Consider the following 18121-nt stretch of genomic DNA (forward strand, 5'->3'; position numbering starts at 1 on the left):
CATGTCTTTTGACAGCGCTATCCTACCGTGACAGCGCCCAAATTTCCGCTAAGGTGACCTCCGTCCGCAGCGGCCAGAGAGCCGCGCGAGGAGGAACCCAATGGAATATAACGGTCGCGAATCCGACCACCTGATGCTGATCACGCCGGAGCGGGTGTTTTATGCGGGCCTGCTCGGCCGTCCGCGCAAACGGACACCCGGCTGCTGCCATGTCTATGTCGCGGTGAAGGGCAATCTGCACCTGACCATCGACGACGTTCTCGCCACCGGCGAGCTGTTCGTCACCCTGCCGAACCAGCGGCACTCCATCGCCAGCGACTATCGCACCGTCATCAGCGTGACGCTGGAGCCGGAAAGCATGGCGGATGGCGTGATTGAAGCCTTGGCCGCACGCCTGACCGGACCCGATCAGGCCGCCTATGCCCGCAAGATCCTCGCCGCCTACGCACTTTTGCGTCAGCGCCGCTATGGCGACATCACCACGGCCGAGTTCGACGAGATGTGCTTTGGCGAGGCGCTGCCGCGCCGCGTGCTGGATCCGCGCGTGATGCGTGCGGTGGCCCGCATCGAGCGCTTCTCCGGCGAGCCGGTGACGGCGGATACCTGCGCCGCTGAAGCCGGCCTCTCGGCCTCGCGCTTTCTGCACCTGTTCAAGGAGGAGACCGGCATCTCGTTCCGCTCCTTCCGCGCCTGGAAGCGCGCGCGGTATCTGCTGCACTTCGCCAACCAGGACCTCAACCTCGCCCATCTGGCGCAGGACATCGGCTATCCCGATTCCACGCATTTCAGCCACTCGATCCGCCGCTTCTACGGATTGAAGCCGCGGGCGATCTTCGTCGGCTCGCGCGATCTTGCGATCTACCGCAGCACCGAGACCGTGCGGATGGCGGAGGCTTCGTAGGGTGGGTTAGCCGATCAGATGCGCGAAGCGCAGCTGCTCGGCGTAACCCACCTCGTCAATTTCACGGAGGCAGACAGTGGTGGGTTACGCCTTTGGCTAACCCACCCTACGAATTCGTCGTTTTTCCCAGCTTCTCCGCGCAAGAAGCCGCATGTCGCGCGTCACATGATCGCAAGCGTTGAATTCTCAACGTGCGAGACAGTGAACGCATGAGCGACAAGGCCGTCATCACCTGCGCGCTGAACGGCGTGCTCACCGACCCCAAGCAGCACAACGTCCCTGTCACGCCCCAGCAGATGGCGCGCGAGGCCAAGGCTGCGTTCGAGGCCGGCGCGTCCATCATGCACATCCATCTGCGTCAGCAGGCGCCGGGCAAGGGACATTTGCCGTCCTGGGAGGTCGCGGTCAGCAAGGAGATCCAGCAGGCCATCCGCGAGGCCTGCCCGGGCGTGATCATCAACCACACCTCGGGCGTGTCGGGGCCGAACTATTCAGGCGCGCTCGACTGCATCCGCGAGACGAAGCCCGAGATTGCCGCCTGCAATGCCGGCTCGCTCAACTACCTGAAAGTGAAGGCCGACAACAGCTGGGCCTGGCCGCCGATGATGTTCGACAATGCGGTCGAGAAGGTGAAGGACTATCTCGACGTCATGAACGCGGTCGGCACCATTCCCGAGTTCGAATGCTTCGACGTCGGCATCGTCCGCTGCGTCGGCATGTACACCCAAGTCGGCATGTACAAGGGCCCGCTCGAGTACAATTTCGTCATGGGCGTCGCCTCCGGCATGCCTGCCGATCCCGAGCTGCTGCCGATCCTCTTGAAGCTGAAGCGCCCCGAGGCGCATTGGCAGGTCACCGCCATCGGCCGCGAGGAGATCTGGCCGCTGCACCAGCGCTGCGCCGAGCTCGGCGGCCACTTACGCACCGGCCTCGAGGACACCTTCTACCTCGCCGACGGCAACAAGGTGACGTCGAACGGTCAGCTGATCGAGGCCGTCGCCGCCTGCGCAAGGCGCGCCGGCCGCGAGATCGCGTCACCGGCCGAGGCGCGGAAGATCTTTGGGACGAACAGGTAAGGTATCGCCTCACCCGTCATTGCGAGCGAAGCGAAGCAATCCAGAATCTCTCCGCGGATGCAGTCTGGATTGCTTCGTCGCTTCGCTCCTCGCAATGACGAGCAGGATCAAGTCATGTCCACCATCGAAAACACCATCTCCCCCGGCAGCGCCGCCTACCACGCCAACCGCGACGGCATGCTCGGCCTGATCGACCGCATGCGAGCGCTGGAAGAGCGCACGCGCGCCGCATCCGCCGCGGCCAAGGACCGCTTCCACAAGCGCGGCCAGCTGCTGCCGCGCGAGCGCGTCGCGCTGGTGCTCGATCCCGGCGCGCCCTTCATCGAGCTGTCGACGCTCGCCGGCTACATGTTCGACGTGCCGGATGCGAACAAGAGCGTGCCGGGCGGCGGCGTCATCGCCGGCATCGGCTTCGTCTCGGGCATCCGCTGCATGGTCAGCGCCAGCGATTCCGGCATCGACGCCGGCGCGCTGCAGCCTTACGGCCTCGACAAGACGTTGCGGGTGCAGGAGCTCGCGCTGGAGAACAAGCTGCCCTATGTGCAGCTGGTCGAAAGCGCCGGTGCCAATCTGCTGCGTTACCGCGTCGAGGATTTCGTTCGCGGCGGCAACATCTTTCGCAACCTGGCGCGGCTCTCCGCTGCGGGTCTGCCGGTCGTCACCGTCACGCACGGTTCCTCCACCGCGGGCGGCGCCTATCAGACCGGCCTCTCCGACTACATCGTCATGGTTCGCGGCCGCACCCGCGCCTTCCTCGCAGGGCCCCCGCTGCTGAAAGCCGCGACCGGCGAGATCGCGACCGAGGAAGAGCTCGGCGGCGCCGAGATGCATACGCAGATCTCCGGCCTCGGCGATTACCTCGCCGAAGACGATCGCGACGCACTTCGCATCGCGCGCGAGATCATGGCGGCGCTGCAATGGGAGCGGCCGGGCCGGGCGACGCTGCAATTCAAGCCGCCGCGCTATGACCAGGACGAGCTGCTCGGCATCATGCCGATGGACCACAAGCGCCCGGTCGACATGAAACAGGTGATCGCGCGCATCGCCGACGATTCCGATTTCACCGAGATGGCGCCGAACTACGGCCCGGCCACCGTTTGCGGCCATGCCCGCATCGAAGGCCAGGCCATCGGCATCATCACCAACAACGGCCCGCTCGATCCCGCCGGCGCCAACAAGGCGACGCATTTCATCCAGGCCTGCTGCCAGACCCGCACGCCGATCCTCTATCTCAACAACACCACCGGCTACATGGTCGGCAAGGCCTATGAAGAAGCCGGCATGATCAAGCACGGCTCCAAGATGATCCAGGCGGTGACCTCGGCAACCGTGCCGCAGATCACCATCTACTGCGGCGCCTCGTTCGGTGCCGGCAATTACGGCATGTGCGGCCGGGGCTTCCATCCGCGCTTCTGCTTCTCCTGGCCGAATGCCAAGACCGCGGTCATGGGCGGCGAGCAGGCCGCCGAGACCATGGCGATCGTGACCGAGGCCGCAGCGGCGCGCCGGGGCAAGCCGATCGAGAAGGACAGGCTGGACGCGATGAAGGCTGAAATCATCGGCGTGTTCGACGGCCAGATGGATGTGTTCTCGACCAGCGCCCGCGTGCTCGACGACGGTGTGATCGATCCGCGCGACACCCGCGCCGTGCTGTCGGAGGTGCTCGCGATCTGCCGCGAGGGAGATGCGCGCACGCCCCAGCGCATGCAGTTTTCGGTGGCCCGCCCATGAGGAACGGATCAGTGCAGCACCGGCCGTTCTTCAAGGTCCTGGTCGCCAACCGCGGCGAGATCGCGCTGCGCGTGATGCGCAGCGCGCGAAAACTCGGCCTCGGCGTCGTCGCGGTCTATTCCGATGCGGATCGCGATGCGCTCCACGTGCGGCAGGCCGATCAGGCCGTACGCATCGGCGAAGCCTTGCCGGCGCAATCCTATCTCAACATCTCGGCAATCATCGCCGCGGCCAAAGCCAGCGGCGCGGATGCCGTTCACCCCGGCTATGGCTTTCTCGCCGAAAACGAGGCGTTTTCGCGCGCCTGCAAGGATGCCGGCCTCGTCTTCATCGGCCCGTCGCCGCAGGCGATCGAGGCGATGGGCAACAAGGCCGGCGCGAAGGAGATCATGAAGAAGGCCGGCGTGCCCATCGTGCCCGGCTACCAGGGCACTGAGCAGGGCGACGAGGTCATGCTCGCGGAAGCCAAAGAGATCGGCTTTCCCGTGATGATCAAGGCGGTCGCCGGCGGCGGCGGCCGCGGCATGCGCCTCGTCACCGATGCGGCTTCGTTTCCCGATGCGCTGCGCAGCGCGCGATCGGAGGCGAAAGCCGCGTTCGGCGATCCCACACTCATCCTCGAGCGCGCGATCCAGAATCCGCGCCACATCGAGATCCAGGTGTTCGGCGACAGCCACGGCAACGCTATTCATCTGGGCGAGCGCGATTGCTCGGTGCAGCGGCGGCACCAGAAGCTGATCGAGGAAGCGCCGTCGCCCGCGGTCACGCCGGAGCTGCGCGCTCGAATGGGCGAGGTCGCAGTCACCGCCGTGAAGGCGCTGCGTTATGAGGGCGCCGGCACGCTGGAATTCCTGCTCGATCCAAGCGGCGCGTTCTACTTCATGGAGATGAACACGCGCCTGCAGGTCGAGCATCCCGTGACCGAGGCCATCACCGGGCTCGATCTCGTCGAGCTGCAGCTGCGCGTCGCGCGCGGCGAGCCGCTGCTGATCAAGCAGCAGGACATCAGGTTCTCCGGCCACGCCATCGAGGTGCGGCTGTGCTCGGAAGATGCCGCGCAGGATTTCATGCCGCAGTCCGGCCGCATGGCACGCTGGCAGGTGCCCGAGGGCATCCGCGTCGAGCACGCATTGCAACCGGGCTCGGAGATCCCGCCGTTCTACGATTCCATGATCGCCAAGCTGATCAGCCATGGCGCCAATCGCGAGGAGGCGAGGGGACGGCTGATCGTTGGCCTCGAGCAGCTTACGGCCTTTGGCGTGACGACCAATCAGGCGTTCCTGTTATCGTGCCTGCGTCATCCCGGCTTTGCCAAGGGTGAGGCGACGACGGCTTTCATCGGCGCCCATCGCAACGAGCTGCTTGCGCCGCGTGCGGACGCGGCATTCAAGATCGCGCTGGCAGGCCTGCTGCTCTACGTCACCAATCCGCGCGCGCCATCGCGGCAGGGCGGACGGAGCCTCGCCGCCACCTTTCCGCTGCCGGCGAAAATCGACATCGGCGGCGATGCGCACGAGCTCGACATCATGCGCGAGCGCGACGGCAGCTACACCGTCGCCGTCGAAGGCCGCCAGCATAAGTTCGAGATCGACCAGCTCGATCCCGACGCCGTCCGCTTCCGCCTCGCCGGCGTGATGGACAGCGCAAAATTCCTGCGGGATGGCGATCGGCTGTACGTCCAGCACCGCGGCATCCCGCTGGTGGCGAATGATCTCACCCTCGCCGCGCCGAAGGCGACTTCAACGAATGGCGGCGACGGCAAAGTCCGCGCCGCCATGAACGGTCGCGTCGTCGCTGTCCTCGTCAAGCCCGGCGATCGCGTCACCGTCGGCCAGCCGGTGCTGACGCTGGAGGCGATGAAGATGGAGCACGTCCACAAGGCCGGCACCGCGGGCGTGGTTAGCGCGATCGACGTCGCCGAAGGCGAGCAGGTCACGACGGGCCGCATCGTCGCGGAGATCGGGGCGGGTTAGCGCCACAAACGCGGTCTCGTAGGGTGGGCAGGCACGCAGCGCCGTGCCCACGAATGTCGATCATAAGCGGAATGGTGGGCATGCTTCGCTTTGGCCACCCTACGGCTGTGGCGGCCGCTCACGTTCAAAAACAAAGTAATTTCAAGATCTTGCTTGTTGCGCAAATCTCGCGGCAATTTCGCATTGAACATAGTTCATTTTCAAGCTACCAATATTGAACGATGTTCAATATCTGGAGCTATTCATGCTGCGCGCGCGCGACCAAGCTCAACCGGCCAATGCACTGGTCCCGCCAGTCGTTCGCCGACTCTCGTACGCCCCCCTTCAAACCGGCGAGAAATATCTTATCGGTGCGCTCCTCGTCCTGACGCTCACCGCGCTCCTGGCGCCCACGATGCCCGCCGCCGCCTGGCACATCCCGCATTTCGTCGATAGCCGCACCTTCCTCGGCGTGCCCAATGCCGGCGACGTGCTGAGCAATCTCGCCTTCCTCGCGATGGGCGTCTGGGGCTCGGAGCGGCTGCGTGCCCGCCACGATGCGCCGGTGGGTGCGAACTGGTTCTTCGTCGGCCTGATCCTCACGTGCCTCGGCTCGGGCTTCTATCATCTCGACCCCGACGTGCCGCAACGGCTCATCGCCGATCGTCTCGGCATGGCGGTCGCGTTCGCGGGCTTTCTGGGCATCGCGGCCAGCGAGCGCATCAGCACGCGCGCAGGCGAAGCGGTGCTGGTGCTGACGATGATCGCGGGCCTGTTGGCGGCCTGGGTGGCACGCGAGAATCTCACGCCCTGGGTGGTCGTGCAGTTCGGCGGCATGGCGCTGGCCGTGGGCCTTGCGTTGACACGCCCGCGACCCGGCGCGCTTGGCGTGCCGCTCGGCGGCGTGATGGTCTTCTATGTTTTGGCCAAGCTGTTCGAACTCGGCGACGTGACCGTGTTCGAAGCGACCGGCCACATGGTCTCGGGCCATACGCTCAAACATCTCGCCGCCGCGCTCGCGGCCTGGCCGGTGATCCGGGCACTGGGATCTAGGCCGTGTACGCATTAAGCGGCTGGCCGTCGACTGATGTCCGCTTAAGCCCCAACACCAGCGGAGAAGCAGCAATCTTCCAATGTCGCTGAAGGGCCACATGCGGACTCATGCAGGGCAGCATCATTCAATCACCTCGTCAGCCGTCGCGAGTAGCGCGGTTGGAATATTCAGACCGAGAGCGCGAGCAGTCTTAAGATTGATCACCAATCGGAAGCGTTCCGGCTGCCGGATCGGGAGTTCGGCCGCTTTCGCGCCCCGCAGCAGTTTTGCAACATAACCGGCGGAGCGGCGATTGAGGTCAATGATGTCAGGGCCATACGCGAGAAGGCCACCTTCGACCGCTTCTTCACGCCAGTGATACACCGCCGGAATGCGGTTTTGCGCGGCGAGCTCGATGATCTTGCGCCGGTTGGCGAACCCGATGGGGTCCACAAGCACGAGCAGGCCCTGAATATCCTTCGAAGCTATGGTCTGGAAAGCAGGGCCTATGTCCTCCACCGAGCGTTTGATCACCGGAAGTATCTCGACCTGCCGGTCCGCGGCGGTTTTCTGGAAGTCGGCCATCAGCCGTGCATGATATTGGTTGTCGGGGTCGAGGAGCACCGCGAACCGCGACGCCCGTGGCAGTAACTCCAACAGAAGCCCGAAATTCTTGCCGCTGCTTGCGACCCCGGTCAGTCCCGTCACGTTTCCACCCGGCCGCGCAAGACTTGCCGCAAGGCCGACACCGACCGCGTCTGCGGTGGCAGTCACGATGGGGATCGTGCCGGTGACTGCCCTGGCGGCAATTGCCTCGGGCGTGCTGGACGCCACAATCACCTCGACTTCGAGAGCCACCAGCTCGGCGGCAAATCTCGCCAGTTGTTCCCGGTCATTCTTCCAGAACCGGCGCTCGATGATGATGTTCGCGCCCTCCACATATCCCATCTCGCGGAGTCCGCGATCGAAGGCTTCGATTCGTTGGTGCGGAACTGACGCCAGGAAACCGATGCGAGGCATCTTCTTCATGAGCTGATGGGCGGGCTGCGCGATCAAGCTGCGCGGCCAAACGGCACCGATGGCCCCGATCAGTGCAATGAACTCCCGCCGCTGCATGTACCCTCCAAGGACCACGCCTGGGGATGACTACATTAGCATTTTGCCGTGGGACCGTGTGATCGACGGAGGTATGCGGGACTGAGATGGGCCGTTTGGGTTGAATAAGTCGAAAATAACGTCACAGCAAGAACCTCGCTGAATTAGGTCAGAGCGAGTGATGAAGTTCTCGCCTTCAACCCAACTATGCTCTCGGAGCTTTCGCAGAAAAGCATCGAGCGTGCGTTGTACCAACTCCCGGCTCGGAGCACTTAGATAAACAATTCGATGGACACGTTCCTTTTGCCGGGCGCGCGCGGCAACTGGCCAAATTGCGGCCAGTCCGCCGAGGGTCGACATGAAATCGCGTCGCCTCATGACTAGCCTCCAAACAGCGGAGCATTATGGGGCGCAATCAGGACCGAGGATAGGGTAATGAGTCCGCAATGGGTCGAATGCAGACGGTCGCGGTCGCGCGGCAAGGTCGCTACGGGCCGACATCGGGCGTAGAGCCTTATTCGATCACCTCGTCCGCACGGGCGAGCAGTGATGGCGGGATTTCGATGCCTAAGGATCGCGCGGTTGCTGAGTTGAGAACCAAACTGAACTCCGTGGGCTGCTGAATGGGCAAATCCTCCGGCCGAGCACCTCCCAAGATTCGTGCGGCGTAGATGCCGGCTTTTTCAAAGTTTGCGACAAGGCTCGGCCCGTAGCTCATCAGGCCACCGGCCGCCGGAAACTCGCGGAATTCATAGGACGCCGGAAGCGAATGACGATCGGCCAATGCGACAAGTTGCGCACGCAGGTTGAAAAATATCGCATCGTTGCTGACGAGGACCGCACCGACTTGGGCGCTAACAAGCTGCCTGAAAGCTGGCTCTAATTCGTCCTGGTTGCGCGCCTTGGCTACTTTCAAGGTCCGCCCGGTCGAACGGGCAACTTCGTCAATTTCCTGAAGCAGGTCTTGATTGTCAGGGTTCACCAAAAATCCGACGGTAGCCTTTTGCTGGAGCAGCTCCTGGATCAGTTCGAGGCGCTTTAGGACAAGCCTCGCTGTCATCATAGATATGCCCGTGGCGTTGCCCCCGGGGTGAGCGAAGCTCTTTGCCAGTCCGAGCTTCACGGGGTCTGACGCGATTACGAATACGATCGGAATGGTTGAAGTTACTTTCCTTGCGGCGAGCGCAACCACATTGCCCCCTCCGATGATCAGCGCTGGATTGAAATGCAAGAGCTCCTGAGCGAGCTCCGGAAGCCTACTGTGGTTTCCTCGTGCCCACCAACGTTCTATCGTAACGTTTTTGCCAACTACGAAACCCCTCTCCGCGAGACCTCTTTCGAATGCTGCGTCATAGGGACTCGCAATGTCAGGGGAACCCACGGACAACACACCGATAACAGCTACCGCTGAACGTTGCGCGCTCGCCGTCAGCGGCCACAGAGGTGCCGCGCCGACAAGAAGCGTGATGAACTCCCGCCGTCTCATGTGCGCTCCTAAGCTCTCTGGTGACGGCATCGTAGCCGTTCAGGCGAGCTCATTGAAAGTGGCCAAGGTCAAAAGTGTTGCATCCGCGAACCGCCGCAAACTTCTGTCTCCCCCAGCTCCACGAAGCGAGAAGCATTTGTTCCCGCTCCTAGAATTGCAATATGGCAAGCCGATTTGCGACAGCATTACTGCTACACATCTCGCTGGGATTGCTGACCATGCCATCGTTTAAGGAGATCAGGGACCCTGACGATGCTCACGTTCCGGCGTCAGGCACGTGCAACCGCAAGAATGAGTTTCGACCCGGGCGGTTGAGGGGTTGGAGTGCAGGCTTAGACTTCTGCTATGGGTCAAAAGCGGTGCTCGGAGGGCGAGGTCCCAATGGTCGGCTGAGGGCCACAAGCGGACATCAACGGGACGATGCAAGAGCACATGGCGGATTTTCGGTTGCCATGATCCGGCCCCGCGCTGGGGAGCACGGAGCGTACAGAACGCTGGCTTGAGGTTGAGGCAATTGGTCCAATCTTCTGATCCATCTTGAAACAAGATCAAGCCTCTCTAAGTCTCACGCCGGAAGGCTCCTCCGACCTCTTTTGGAAAGGATTGCTTGTAACCGTCGAGGACGACGATGATGACTCTGGAAGAAAAGCTCGCCCGCTTGCGCACCCACCGCAATAGCATTCACCGCTACCACCGGCTGCTCAAGACCCGCCTTTCCGATCTGGAGCGCGAGTACATCGAAAGCCGTCTCTCCGAGGAACGGGCGGCGCTGGTAAGCCTCGCGCGCACGCCGTTCCCCATTCCTTTTAAAATGCCGCCGCCAGAGCAGCAGCCGCAGACCTTCAAGCCTGAGGTGACCTGAGCTTGCCGTGGGCATCAGGAGGTCGCTCCCGTGCGACAGCGGCCCATCAACGGCGTCGAGCCGGAAAGAACCGAGGATGACATTACGCGTGAGCTGCTCGGCCCCAGGGGCGTTCCGGGCGGTCCCGATCCCGCCCGCATGGTCCCGCAGGTCGAGAAGAACACGCCAAAGCACATAAGGTGGAGAAACCCCGAGCTCCCGCGATGAACCGAGCGCCAGAAACCGGAACCTTGTTGATCTGGTCAAGGGCAGAGAGGCGGAACGGGTAGTGGCAAATCACCGTTGCTCCGAATTGCGGGGCGCCTTTGATTGCGGTGCAATGATGCAAGACGCTCAGAAGTACATCAACATTGCCGCTCTAGTCGCGCTCGCTGGTTGGCTTGGTCTCTGTTTCAAGATGGGCTGGTACTGATGGGGCGGCTTACGCCCGGAGTAGACCACATCGGCCCCAGCCTGGAGGTTTTTCCGGATCGAAAAACGAGCTGGGACCGAGAGGTCTGCCGTTGGATGGCAAACGCAGCTTGGTCCCAAAAATCATGCCCCGTGGCATTCAAATTTGGGAATCCGACGCAAACGGAATGCCCGATGAACCTAGCCCCGGAGCAAGGCCTTTCCATCGGCACTTTCGGAATTTGGCGCCGGGAGTAAGCCGTCCAGCAAGGCTAGCTCGAGCTGCGGCACTTACGGCTGACCCAAGGCCGACTGCGCTGAGTAGCTGCCGGCCCCAGGTCCGCACCGAATTTCGTCCGCGTCGGCTGAACAGGTTTTTCCGATGACGGCGAAGCTATGCCACGAGCCAAACGATCCAGCTTCTCAGCTACCGGTGGTCAGCCGCGGCGGGTTGCGGGACATAATCCAGAGCTCGATCGCTGCCAAGATTGCGACCGCCGCGCCGATGATCACATGCACGGTCATCGCGGTGGTTCCCTGGAAGCCCAATACCCAGGGCGATACCAGTGCCCACAAGCCGACGACGAGGTTCAGCCACTCCTCCCACACCGCGAACGCCGCCAGCGCCGCGACCGCAAGGATCGCGATGGCGATACCGGTGATAACGGCGTTCTGAGAGACCGTCCCCGCATCGAAACCGAATATCCAGGGCGAAACGAACAGTATCGCGCCGAGGATCAGGTTCGCAACGTCACAAAACTTTGCGTTCGTCCAATTCCCTTCCCAATTCTGCATGGCACCCTCCATTGGAGGTTTCGATGCCAAATCAACCGCGTAATCGCCGAGCCGGTTTCCATCGCGGCCCGCGGCATAATGGCAACGGAGAGGCGGACCCGCCGCGCCGGTGCTGTCCTAGGCTGTGTGCTCATTAAGCAGCTGACCGCCTGCGGTCCCAACCTTAACAGCGGCGGGAAAGCGGACGGCTCCGGAGGTCGCTGAAGGGTCAAAATGCGAAGAACTCAGGTTGAGCAAATCTGGACCGCTCTGCCGCGATAAGCAGACCTCTGTGAGACGCAGCGCAACTTCGCAGATGGACCAAAGGCTGAATTTACGGACTTAGTCACTATTGGCACGCGCCAGCAGGGACGTTCGAAGCCCTTCTTCGATTGACACGATCTGACTGTTCTCTCCACTTGGCCAATTGTCGGTTAGAGGCTTGAAGTCGTCGCCGCCCATCCTAAGTTCAGACGCTGCCGGCTGTGTCCGGCAAAACGAAACTCATGCGAAGGATTGAGAAGCCCGCTTGCGCGGGCATAAGTCGAGGGAAGTCACATGAGAAAGCTTGCTCTTGCAATCGCCGCGGCAGCAACGCTCCTCATCGGAACCGTTGCGCCGGCCTCGGCCCATTGGCGGGGCCATCATCATCATTGGGGCGGTCCAGGCATTGGTCCGGCCATCGCGCTCGGCATGTTCACCGGAGCGCTGGCCGCCGCGGCCGCACCTCCGGTCTATTATGCGCCGGTCTATGGTCCGCCGCGATACTATTATGGCCCCCGCTATTACCGGACCGTCCGGTATTATCCGGCGGCATATCCTTACTGGTATCCCTGGTGAACTGATGCAAAGGCCCGGCCTGCAACCGGGCCTTATCGCTGCCCGGCATCTCGATCGCCTGCGTCCGGCGCTGCCGAGCCCGCGTTTGGGATGACTGGAACCGATGGCAGCAGGAGAAGTTCTGTCGTGAACATGCAGGTCCGGAGGCGCACCGGGCCCGAGCGAGCGCGCCAAATGCGCCTCGACGCTAGCCCGGCCCGCGTAACACGATCGGATCTGGTCTTCGCATGAACAAGAATGCCCGTTTCAATATCGGATACGCCATCGCCGCAATTTTCGCGGTCTTCCTGATTCAGTATCTGATCTCGGCGGCGAACCAGATCGCGGTGATCCCCTACAGCGAATATCAGCAATTGCTGCGCCAGGGGAAAGTCGAGACGGTCGGCATCTCCGACCGCACCTTGCAGGGCACGCTGAAGGAGCCGCTGTCCGGCGGCCAGAAGCAATTCGTCACCACGCGCGTCGACCAGGACGTCGCCCAGGAGCTCGAGAAGCACAACGTCCGTTTCACCGGGCAGATCGAGAGCACGTTTCTGCGCGACCTGTTGTCCTGGGTGATGCCGGTTCTGCTGTTCTTCGGCGTCTGGTGGTACATCGGCCGCCGCATGGCCGAGGGCGGCGGGATCGGCGGCGGGCTGATGGCGATCGGCAAGAGCAAGGCCAAGGTCTACGTCGAATCCAACACCGGCGTCACGTTTGCCGACGTCGCCGGCGTGGACGAGGCCAAGGACGAGCTGCGCGAGGTTGTCGATTTCCTGAAGAACCCGACCGACTATGGCCGGCTCGGCGGCCGCATGCCGAAAGGCGTGCTGCTGGTGGGCCCGCCGGGCACGGGCAAGACCTTGCTCGCCAAGGCCGTGGCCGGCGAGGCCAGGGTGCCGTTCTTCTCGATCTCCGGCTCGGAGTTCGTCGAGATGTTCGTCGGCGTCGGTGCGGCGCGGGTGCGGGACCTGTTCCAGCAGGCGCACGACAAGGCGCCGGCCATCATCTTCATCGACGAGCTCGATGCGCTGGGCCGCGCCCGCGGCATCGGCCCGTTCGCCGGCGGCCATGATGAAAAGGAGCAGACACTCAACCAGCTGCTGGTCGAGCTCGACGGCTTCGATTCGCGCTCCGGGCTCGTCATCCTCGCCGCCACCAACCGGCCGGAGATCCTCGACCCTGCCCTGCTCCGCGCCGGCCGCTTTGACCGCCAGGTGCTGGTCGACCGTCCAGACAAGCGGGGCCGGATCGAGATCCTCAAGGTGCACATGAAGAAGGTGCGCCTGGCCGAGAATGTCGATGCAGACGCCGTTGCCGCGCTGACACCAGGCTTCACGGGCGCGGATCTCGCCAATCTCGTCAACGAGGCCGCGCTGCTGGCGACGCGCCGCGCCGCCGAGGCGGTGACCATGAGCGATTTCAACAATGCGGTCGAGCGCATGATCGCAGGCCTGGAAAAGCGCAACCGCCTGCTCAACCCCAGGGAACGCGAGATCGTCGCCTATCACGAGATGGGGCACGCCCTCGTCGCGCTCTCACTGCCGGGGACCGATCCCGTGCACAAGGTCTCGATCATCCCGCGCGGCGTCGGCGCGCTCGGCTACACCATCCAGCGGCCGATCGAGGACCGCTTCCTGATGACCAAGGAGGAGCTGGAAAACAAGATGGCGGTGCTGCTCGGCGGCCGCGCCGCGGAGCTGATCGTGTTCGGGCACTTGTCGACCGGTGCGGCGGACGACCTGCGCCGCGTCACCGATATCGCCCGCAGCATGGTGACGCGCTACGGCATGTCGGAGCGTCTCGGCAGCGTCGCCTATGAGCGCGATCCCGGCAACTTCCTGGCCGGCCCTGACCGCCCCTATCCGACGCGCGAGCGCGACTATGCCGAGGAGACCGCCGCCGCGGTCGACCACGAGGTGAAAACCATCGTCGACCAGGTGTTCCAGCGCACCCAGGGCATCCTGACCACGCGGCGGCCGATCCTGGACCGCGCCGCAAAAAAGCTGCTCGAGAAGGAAACGCTGGAGCAGAGCGACATCGATGTGCTGATCCGGGAGATGCCCAAGGAAGGGCTGCGGGCGATCTAGGGCCACTCACGCGGCGCGCTTGCGCCTGATCTCGGCGGGAAGCTCGATCATCCGCCTGTCCGGAGGCGAACCGTTCGAGATGAGCGGCGCGGGCGCGCCATCGCGCTTCGGCGCCTCGATCCCGATGCCGGGATCGGTGCTTCTGGCGTGCCATTCGATCAGGAGATGGCCGGCCACCAACATCAAGCCGGCGCAGAACAGCGCAAGAGCTGCGCTCACGAGATCACGATAGTCATCCATCCCACGAACCAAGCATGCGTGCAGCCTCATCGGCGCCTGCGTGGACCAGATTGGAATGAAGGCTCCGCGTTTCAAGAGCCTGTCTGCAGCGGCAAAGGCATACGGCAATCGCAATTTCCGTCACGACCGTTCACGCTGGAACATTCCGGCCATTTCCAAATTCTAGTGGCGCCCACCGGCCTGAGGCGTCTGGGTGCCATGATCGGGCTCAGCGGATCAGGTTCGCGGTGGTCCAACCATCTTGCTCTAACGAGGATTTGGCCATGAAACCTGACTGCGCTCGGACCGCGCCGCTCTCGGCGCTTCACTCAGATTATCGCTTGGATCGGCAAGGCGCCCCTGATCGGGGCGAACGGTGCTCGTGAGGGAGGGCGCGATGTTGGTTACCTCACTTCCTGCCCTTCACGGGGAAAGCGGGCTATCCCGCTATCTCAAGGAGATCCATCGTTTTCCGCTGCTCGAGGCAACGGAGGAAGCCGACTATGCGAGGCGATTGCGCGATTGCGGCGATCGTGACGCCGCCTATCGGCTGGTGACGAGCCATTTGCGGCTCGCGGCGAAGATCGCGCTGCAATATCGCCGCTATGGCCTCGCCATCGCCGACCTCATCTCGGAGGCCAATGTCGGGCTGATGCTGGCCGTCAAGCGGTTCGACCCCGAGAAAGGCTTCCGGCTCGCGACCTATGCCTCCTGGTGGATCAAGGCCTCGGTTCAGGAATACATCCTGCGATCATGGTCGCTCGTCAAGCTGGGCACCACTGCTGCGCAGAAGAAGCTGTTCTTCAACCTGCGCAAGCTGAAGAACAAGCTTGGCGTTGCGGAGGATGGCGAGCTCCGGACGGATCAGCTGACATCTATCGCGAGGCATCTCGACGTCGGGGAAGCCGACGTCGCCGAGATGAACGGCCGGCTGCGCGGCGACATCTCACTCAACGCGCCGATCAGCGTCGAGACGGAAGGCGACCAATGGCAGGACCGGCTGGTGGATCCCTCTCCCGATCCGGAGAGTCTGCTGCTGGACGCGGCCGACCGTGAACGCACCAAGGCTGCCCTCGCCGATGCACTCGCTGCGCTGACACCGCGGGAGCGCAGCATCGTCGAGGCGCGATATCTCGGCGAGCCGCAGCAGACGCTGGATGCGCTCGCCGGCAAGTTCGGCATCTCGCGCGAGCGCGTCCGACAGATCGAGCAGCGCGCGTTGCAGCGGATCAAGGCGAAGATGTTCGCGCGCCTCGATGAGGCGCGCCTTGCGACGTCGCGTTAGGCGAGCGAAGAAGAATGCTGATCGGCCAAGGCCGATCAGCATCCTCTGCAGATATCGGGGACAAGACGTTCGGGCGAAAACTCCCGGCTCCTGCGCTCGGTCTGGCCGGACTTCTCAGGATTGCTCCGAGACGCTCCGACGGAACTGGTCGCAAGCTGCCGGGCGGGCTCGGCCGAGCTCCGCATCTCGGCGCGAGGCGTGTCGGCCTCCTTGGCCTGAAGCCCATTGGCCATGCCCAACACAGCGACGGCGAGGACAATGCCTCTCATCTGATGATCCTCCTTTCGCGTGAGCGATGAGTGGCTGAACGATGAGGAGCGGCCTCGCCGGCCGCTCCCCCATTTCAGCTCGTGGCGGGCTCCGGCTTGTCTCGATCAGGCGGCGTGAGGTCGAGCCGGATCCCGGATGGCCCGAGGACCGGCAGCAATGTGTCCACCTTCATGGTCGGGCTGCCCCGGTCCCAGCTCGACCACGGCATCGTGTCCAGGTACGGGATCGGCGGCAAGGCGAGCCGCTCGAAACTGTCCGCCGTCTTGGCGGCAGGGCCGGGGCTTTCGGCGCCAAAGGCCGCAAAGGGCACCAGCGAGAGGCCAGCCCCAACGGCCAAGGCGGCGAGCCGCCGCAACGTTTTCCGAGTGGTTTCCCCGCGAGCGGAGAAAGCACGATCCTTGATCATTTCATCCTCCTTTCGTTCGAGAACACAGTCACAGATCCATGGCAAACGAGCCCGGCCGTTCGGCCGGGCTCGCCCGTCCTTAGAAGTCCATCGCGGGAGCGCTCGGCGCTTCCGTCTTCTTCGGCTTCTCGGCCACCAGCGCTTCGGTCGTGATGAGCAGCGAGGCCACCGAGGCCGCATCCTGCAAGGCGGTGCGGACGACCTTGGCAGGATCGATCACGCCCGCCTGCACCAGATCCTGGTACTCGCCAGTCGCGGCATTGAAGCCCCAGGTGTAGGTCTGGTTCTCGAGCAGCTTGCCGACGACGACGGAGCCGTCCTCACCCGCATTCTGCACGATCTGCCGCGCCGGGACCTGGATGGCGCGGCGCACGATGTCCACGCCCGCCTTCTGGTCGGCATTGGCGGTCTTGACCCCGTCGAGCGCCTTGAGCGCGCGCAGCAGTGCCACGCCGCCGCCCGGCAGGATGCCTTCCTCGACCGCGGCCCGGGTCGCATGCAGAGCGTCGTCGACGCGATCCTTGCGCTCCTTGACCTCGACCTCGGTCGCGCCGCCGACCCGGATCACCGCGACGCCGCCGGCGAGCTTGGCGAGGCGCTCCTGCAGCTTCTCGCGGTCGTAGTCCGAGGTGGTTTCCTCGATCTGCGCCCTGATCTGCTGGCTGCGCGCCTCGATGTCCTTCTTGGCGCCGGCGCCGTCGACGATCGTCGTGTTCTCCTTCTCGATCACCACTTTCTTGGCACGGCCCAGCATCTTCACGGTGACGTTCTCGAGCTTGATGCCGAGATCTTCGGAGATCACGGTGCCGCCGGTAAGGATCGCGATATCCTCCAGCATCGCCTTGCGGCGGTCGCCGAAGCCCGGCGCCTTGACGGCTGCCACCTTCAGGCCGCCGCGCAGGCGGTTGACGACCAGCGTCGCCAGCGCCTCACCCTCGACCTCCTCCGCGATGATCAGGAGCGGCTTGCCGGATTGCACGACCTGCTCCAGCAGCGGCAGCACGGTCTGCAGGCCCGACAGCTTCTTCTCGTGGATCAGCACATAGGGATCTTCGAGCTCGGCCTTCATCTTCTCGGCGTTGGTGACGAAATAGGGCGAGATGTAGCCGCGGTCGAACTGCATGCCCTCGACCACTTCGAGCTCGGTGTGCAGGCTCTTCGCTTCCTCGACCGTGATCACGCCCTCATTGCCGACCTTCTGCATCGCATCCGCCAGGAAACGGCCGATCTCGGCGTCGCCGTTGGCCGAGATGGTGCCGACCTGGGCGATCTCGTCGTTAGAAGTGATCTTCTTGGCGTGCGACTTGAGGTCGGCGACGATCGCGTCCACGGCAAGGTCGACGCCGCGCTTGAGGTCCATCGGATTCATGCCGGCAGCGACCGCCTTGGCGCCCTCCTTGACGATGGCCTGCGCCAGCACGGTCGCCGTGGTGGTGCCGTCTCCGGCGAGATCACTGGTCTTGGAGGCGACCTCGCGCACCATCTGGGCGCCCATGTTCTCGAACTTGTCCTCCAGCTCGATCTCCTTGGCGACGGTGACGCCGTCCTTGGTGATGCGGGGAGCGCCGAACGATTTCTCGATAACCACGTTGCGTCCCTTTGGACCGAGCGTGACCTTCACCGCATTCGCCAGTGTGTCGACGCCCCGCAGCATGCGCTCGCGGGCCTCGGTCGCGAACTTCACGTCCTTGGCAGCCATGTTGTTAAACTCCTTTCCGTTCGATGACTGTCA

15 protein-coding genes are annotated in these 18121 nt (G+C 63.6%); 9 read left to right on the forward strand and 6 right to left on the reverse strand.

Annotation, left to right across the window (positions count from 1 at the left end):
- The first annotated feature begins 100 nt into the window (after nt 1-100).
- The 5 genes from XF30_RS05285 (at nt 101) to XF30_RS05305 (ending at nt 6729) form a co-directional block, all read left to right on the forward strand.
- On the forward strand, nt 101-901 hold the full coding sequence (locus XF30_RS05285) for a helix-turn-helix transcriptional regulator (protein ID WP_036023887.1): 801 nt from the start codon (nt 101-103) through the stop codon (nt 899-901).
- 209 nt (nt 902-1110) lie between these two features.
- Entirely contained in the window at nt 1111-1977 is an 867-nt protein-coding gene (locus XF30_RS05290; protein ID WP_109142119.1) for a beta-keto acid cleavage family enzyme, read from the forward strand.
- A gap of 114 nt (nt 1978-2091) precedes the next feature.
- Nucleotides 2092-3708, forward strand: coding sequence for an acyl-CoA carboxylase subunit beta (locus XF30_RS05295; RefSeq protein WP_109142120.1), 1617 nt, complete (start codon nt 2092-2094; stop codon nt 3706-3708).
- Nucleotides 3705-5681: an acetyl-CoA carboxylase biotin carboxylase subunit gene (locus XF30_RS05300; RefSeq protein WP_109142121.1), complete on the forward strand. Its 1977-nt coding sequence runs from the start codon at nt 3705-3707 to the stop codon at nt 5679-5681. The genes XF30_RS05295 and XF30_RS05300 overlap by 4 nt, the downstream gene beginning before the upstream one ends.
- A gap of 244 nt (nt 5682-5925) precedes the next feature.
- Nucleotides 5926-6729 (forward strand): hypothetical protein, encoded by an 804-nt coding sequence (locus XF30_RS05305; RefSeq protein ID WP_109145576.1) that lies wholly within the window; start codon nt 5926-5928, stop codon nt 6727-6729.
- A 105-nt stretch (nt 6730-6834) separates the two neighbouring features.
- Here the strand turns inward: XF30_RS05305 and XF30_RS05310 are convergent, their stop codons facing one another.
- Both XF30_RS05310 and XF30_RS05315 read right to left on the reverse strand, forming a co-directional pair.
- Nucleotides 6835-7809 (reverse strand): ABC transporter substrate-binding protein, encoded by a 975-nt coding sequence (locus XF30_RS05310; protein WP_109142122.1) that lies wholly within the window; start codon nt 7807-7809, stop codon nt 6835-6837.
- Nucleotides 7810-8302: 493 nt separating this feature from the next.
- Complete coding sequence (locus tag XF30_RS05315) at nt 8303-9304, reverse strand: ABC transporter substrate-binding protein (protein WP_109142123.1); 1002 nt, start codon at nt 9302-9304, stop codon at nt 8303-8305.
- A gap of 598 nt (nt 9305-9902) precedes the next feature.
- On the opposite strand from XF30_RS05315, the gene XF30_RS05320 reads away from it, so the two are divergent.
- Nucleotides 9903-10136: a hypothetical protein gene (locus XF30_RS05320; RefSeq protein WP_306469161.1), complete on the forward strand. Its 234-nt coding sequence runs from the start codon at nt 9903-9905 to the stop codon at nt 10134-10136.
- Between the two features lie 813 nt (nt 10137-10949).
- Here XF30_RS05320 and XF30_RS05325 read toward each other — a convergent pair.
- Nucleotides 10950-11321, reverse strand: a complete 372-nt coding sequence (locus XF30_RS05325; protein WP_036002168.1) for an SPW repeat protein — start codon at nt 11319-11321, stop codon at nt 10950-10952.
- 537 nt (nt 11322-11858) lie between these two features.
- On the opposite strand from XF30_RS05325, the gene XF30_RS05330 reads away from it, so the two are divergent.
- Nucleotides 11859-12140 carry a hypothetical protein gene (locus XF30_RS05330; RefSeq protein WP_057030022.1) on the forward strand — a complete coding sequence of 94 codons (282 nt, stop codon included), beginning with the start codon at nt 11859-11861 and terminating at the stop codon, nt 12138-12140.
- Nucleotides 12141-12367: 227 nt separating this feature from the next.
- On the forward strand, nt 12368-14209 hold the full coding sequence (gene ftsH / locus XF30_RS05335) for an ATP-dependent zinc metalloprotease FtsH (RefSeq protein WP_109142124.1): 1842 nt from the start codon (nt 12368-12370) through the stop codon (nt 14207-14209).
- Nucleotides 14210-14215: 6 nt separating this feature from the next.
- Here ftsH and XF30_RS05340 read toward each other — a convergent pair whose 3' ends face one another.
- Nucleotides 14216-14449 (reverse strand): hypothetical protein, encoded by a 234-nt coding sequence (locus tag XF30_RS05340; protein WP_109142125.1) that lies wholly within the window; start codon nt 14447-14449, stop codon nt 14216-14218.
- A gap of 376 nt (nt 14450-14825) precedes the next feature.
- Here XF30_RS05340 and rpoH point away from each other — a divergent pair, with 376 nt between their 5' ends.
- Nucleotides 14826-15713: an RNA polymerase sigma factor RpoH gene (rpoH, locus tag XF30_RS05345; protein ID WP_109142126.1), complete on the forward strand. Its 888-nt coding sequence runs from the start codon at nt 14826-14828 to the stop codon at nt 15711-15713.
- Nucleotides 15714-16056: 343 nt separating this feature from the next.
- Here rpoH and XF30_RS05355 read toward each other — a convergent pair whose 3' ends face one another.
- Both XF30_RS05355 and groL read right to left on the reverse strand, forming a co-directional pair.
- The gene (locus XF30_RS05355) at nt 16057-16389 is read right to left on the reverse strand and encodes a hypothetical protein (protein WP_036002054.1); all 333 of its coding nucleotides are present in this window, start codon (nt 16387-16389) and stop codon (nt 16057-16059) included.
- 79 nt (nt 16390-16468) lie between these two features.
- Complete coding sequence (groL, locus tag XF30_RS05360; protein WP_109142127.1) at nt 16469-18088, reverse strand: chaperonin GroEL; 1620 nt, start codon at nt 18086-18088, stop codon at nt 16469-16471.
- Nucleotides 18089-18121: the final 33 nt, after the last annotated feature.

Source organism: Bradyrhizobium sp. SUTN9-2 (genome assembly GCF_003122645.1).
In the GTDB taxonomy this organism is placed as follows: Bacteria; Pseudomonadota; Alphaproteobacteria; order Rhizobiales; family Xanthobacteraceae; genus Bradyrhizobium; species Bradyrhizobium yuanmingense.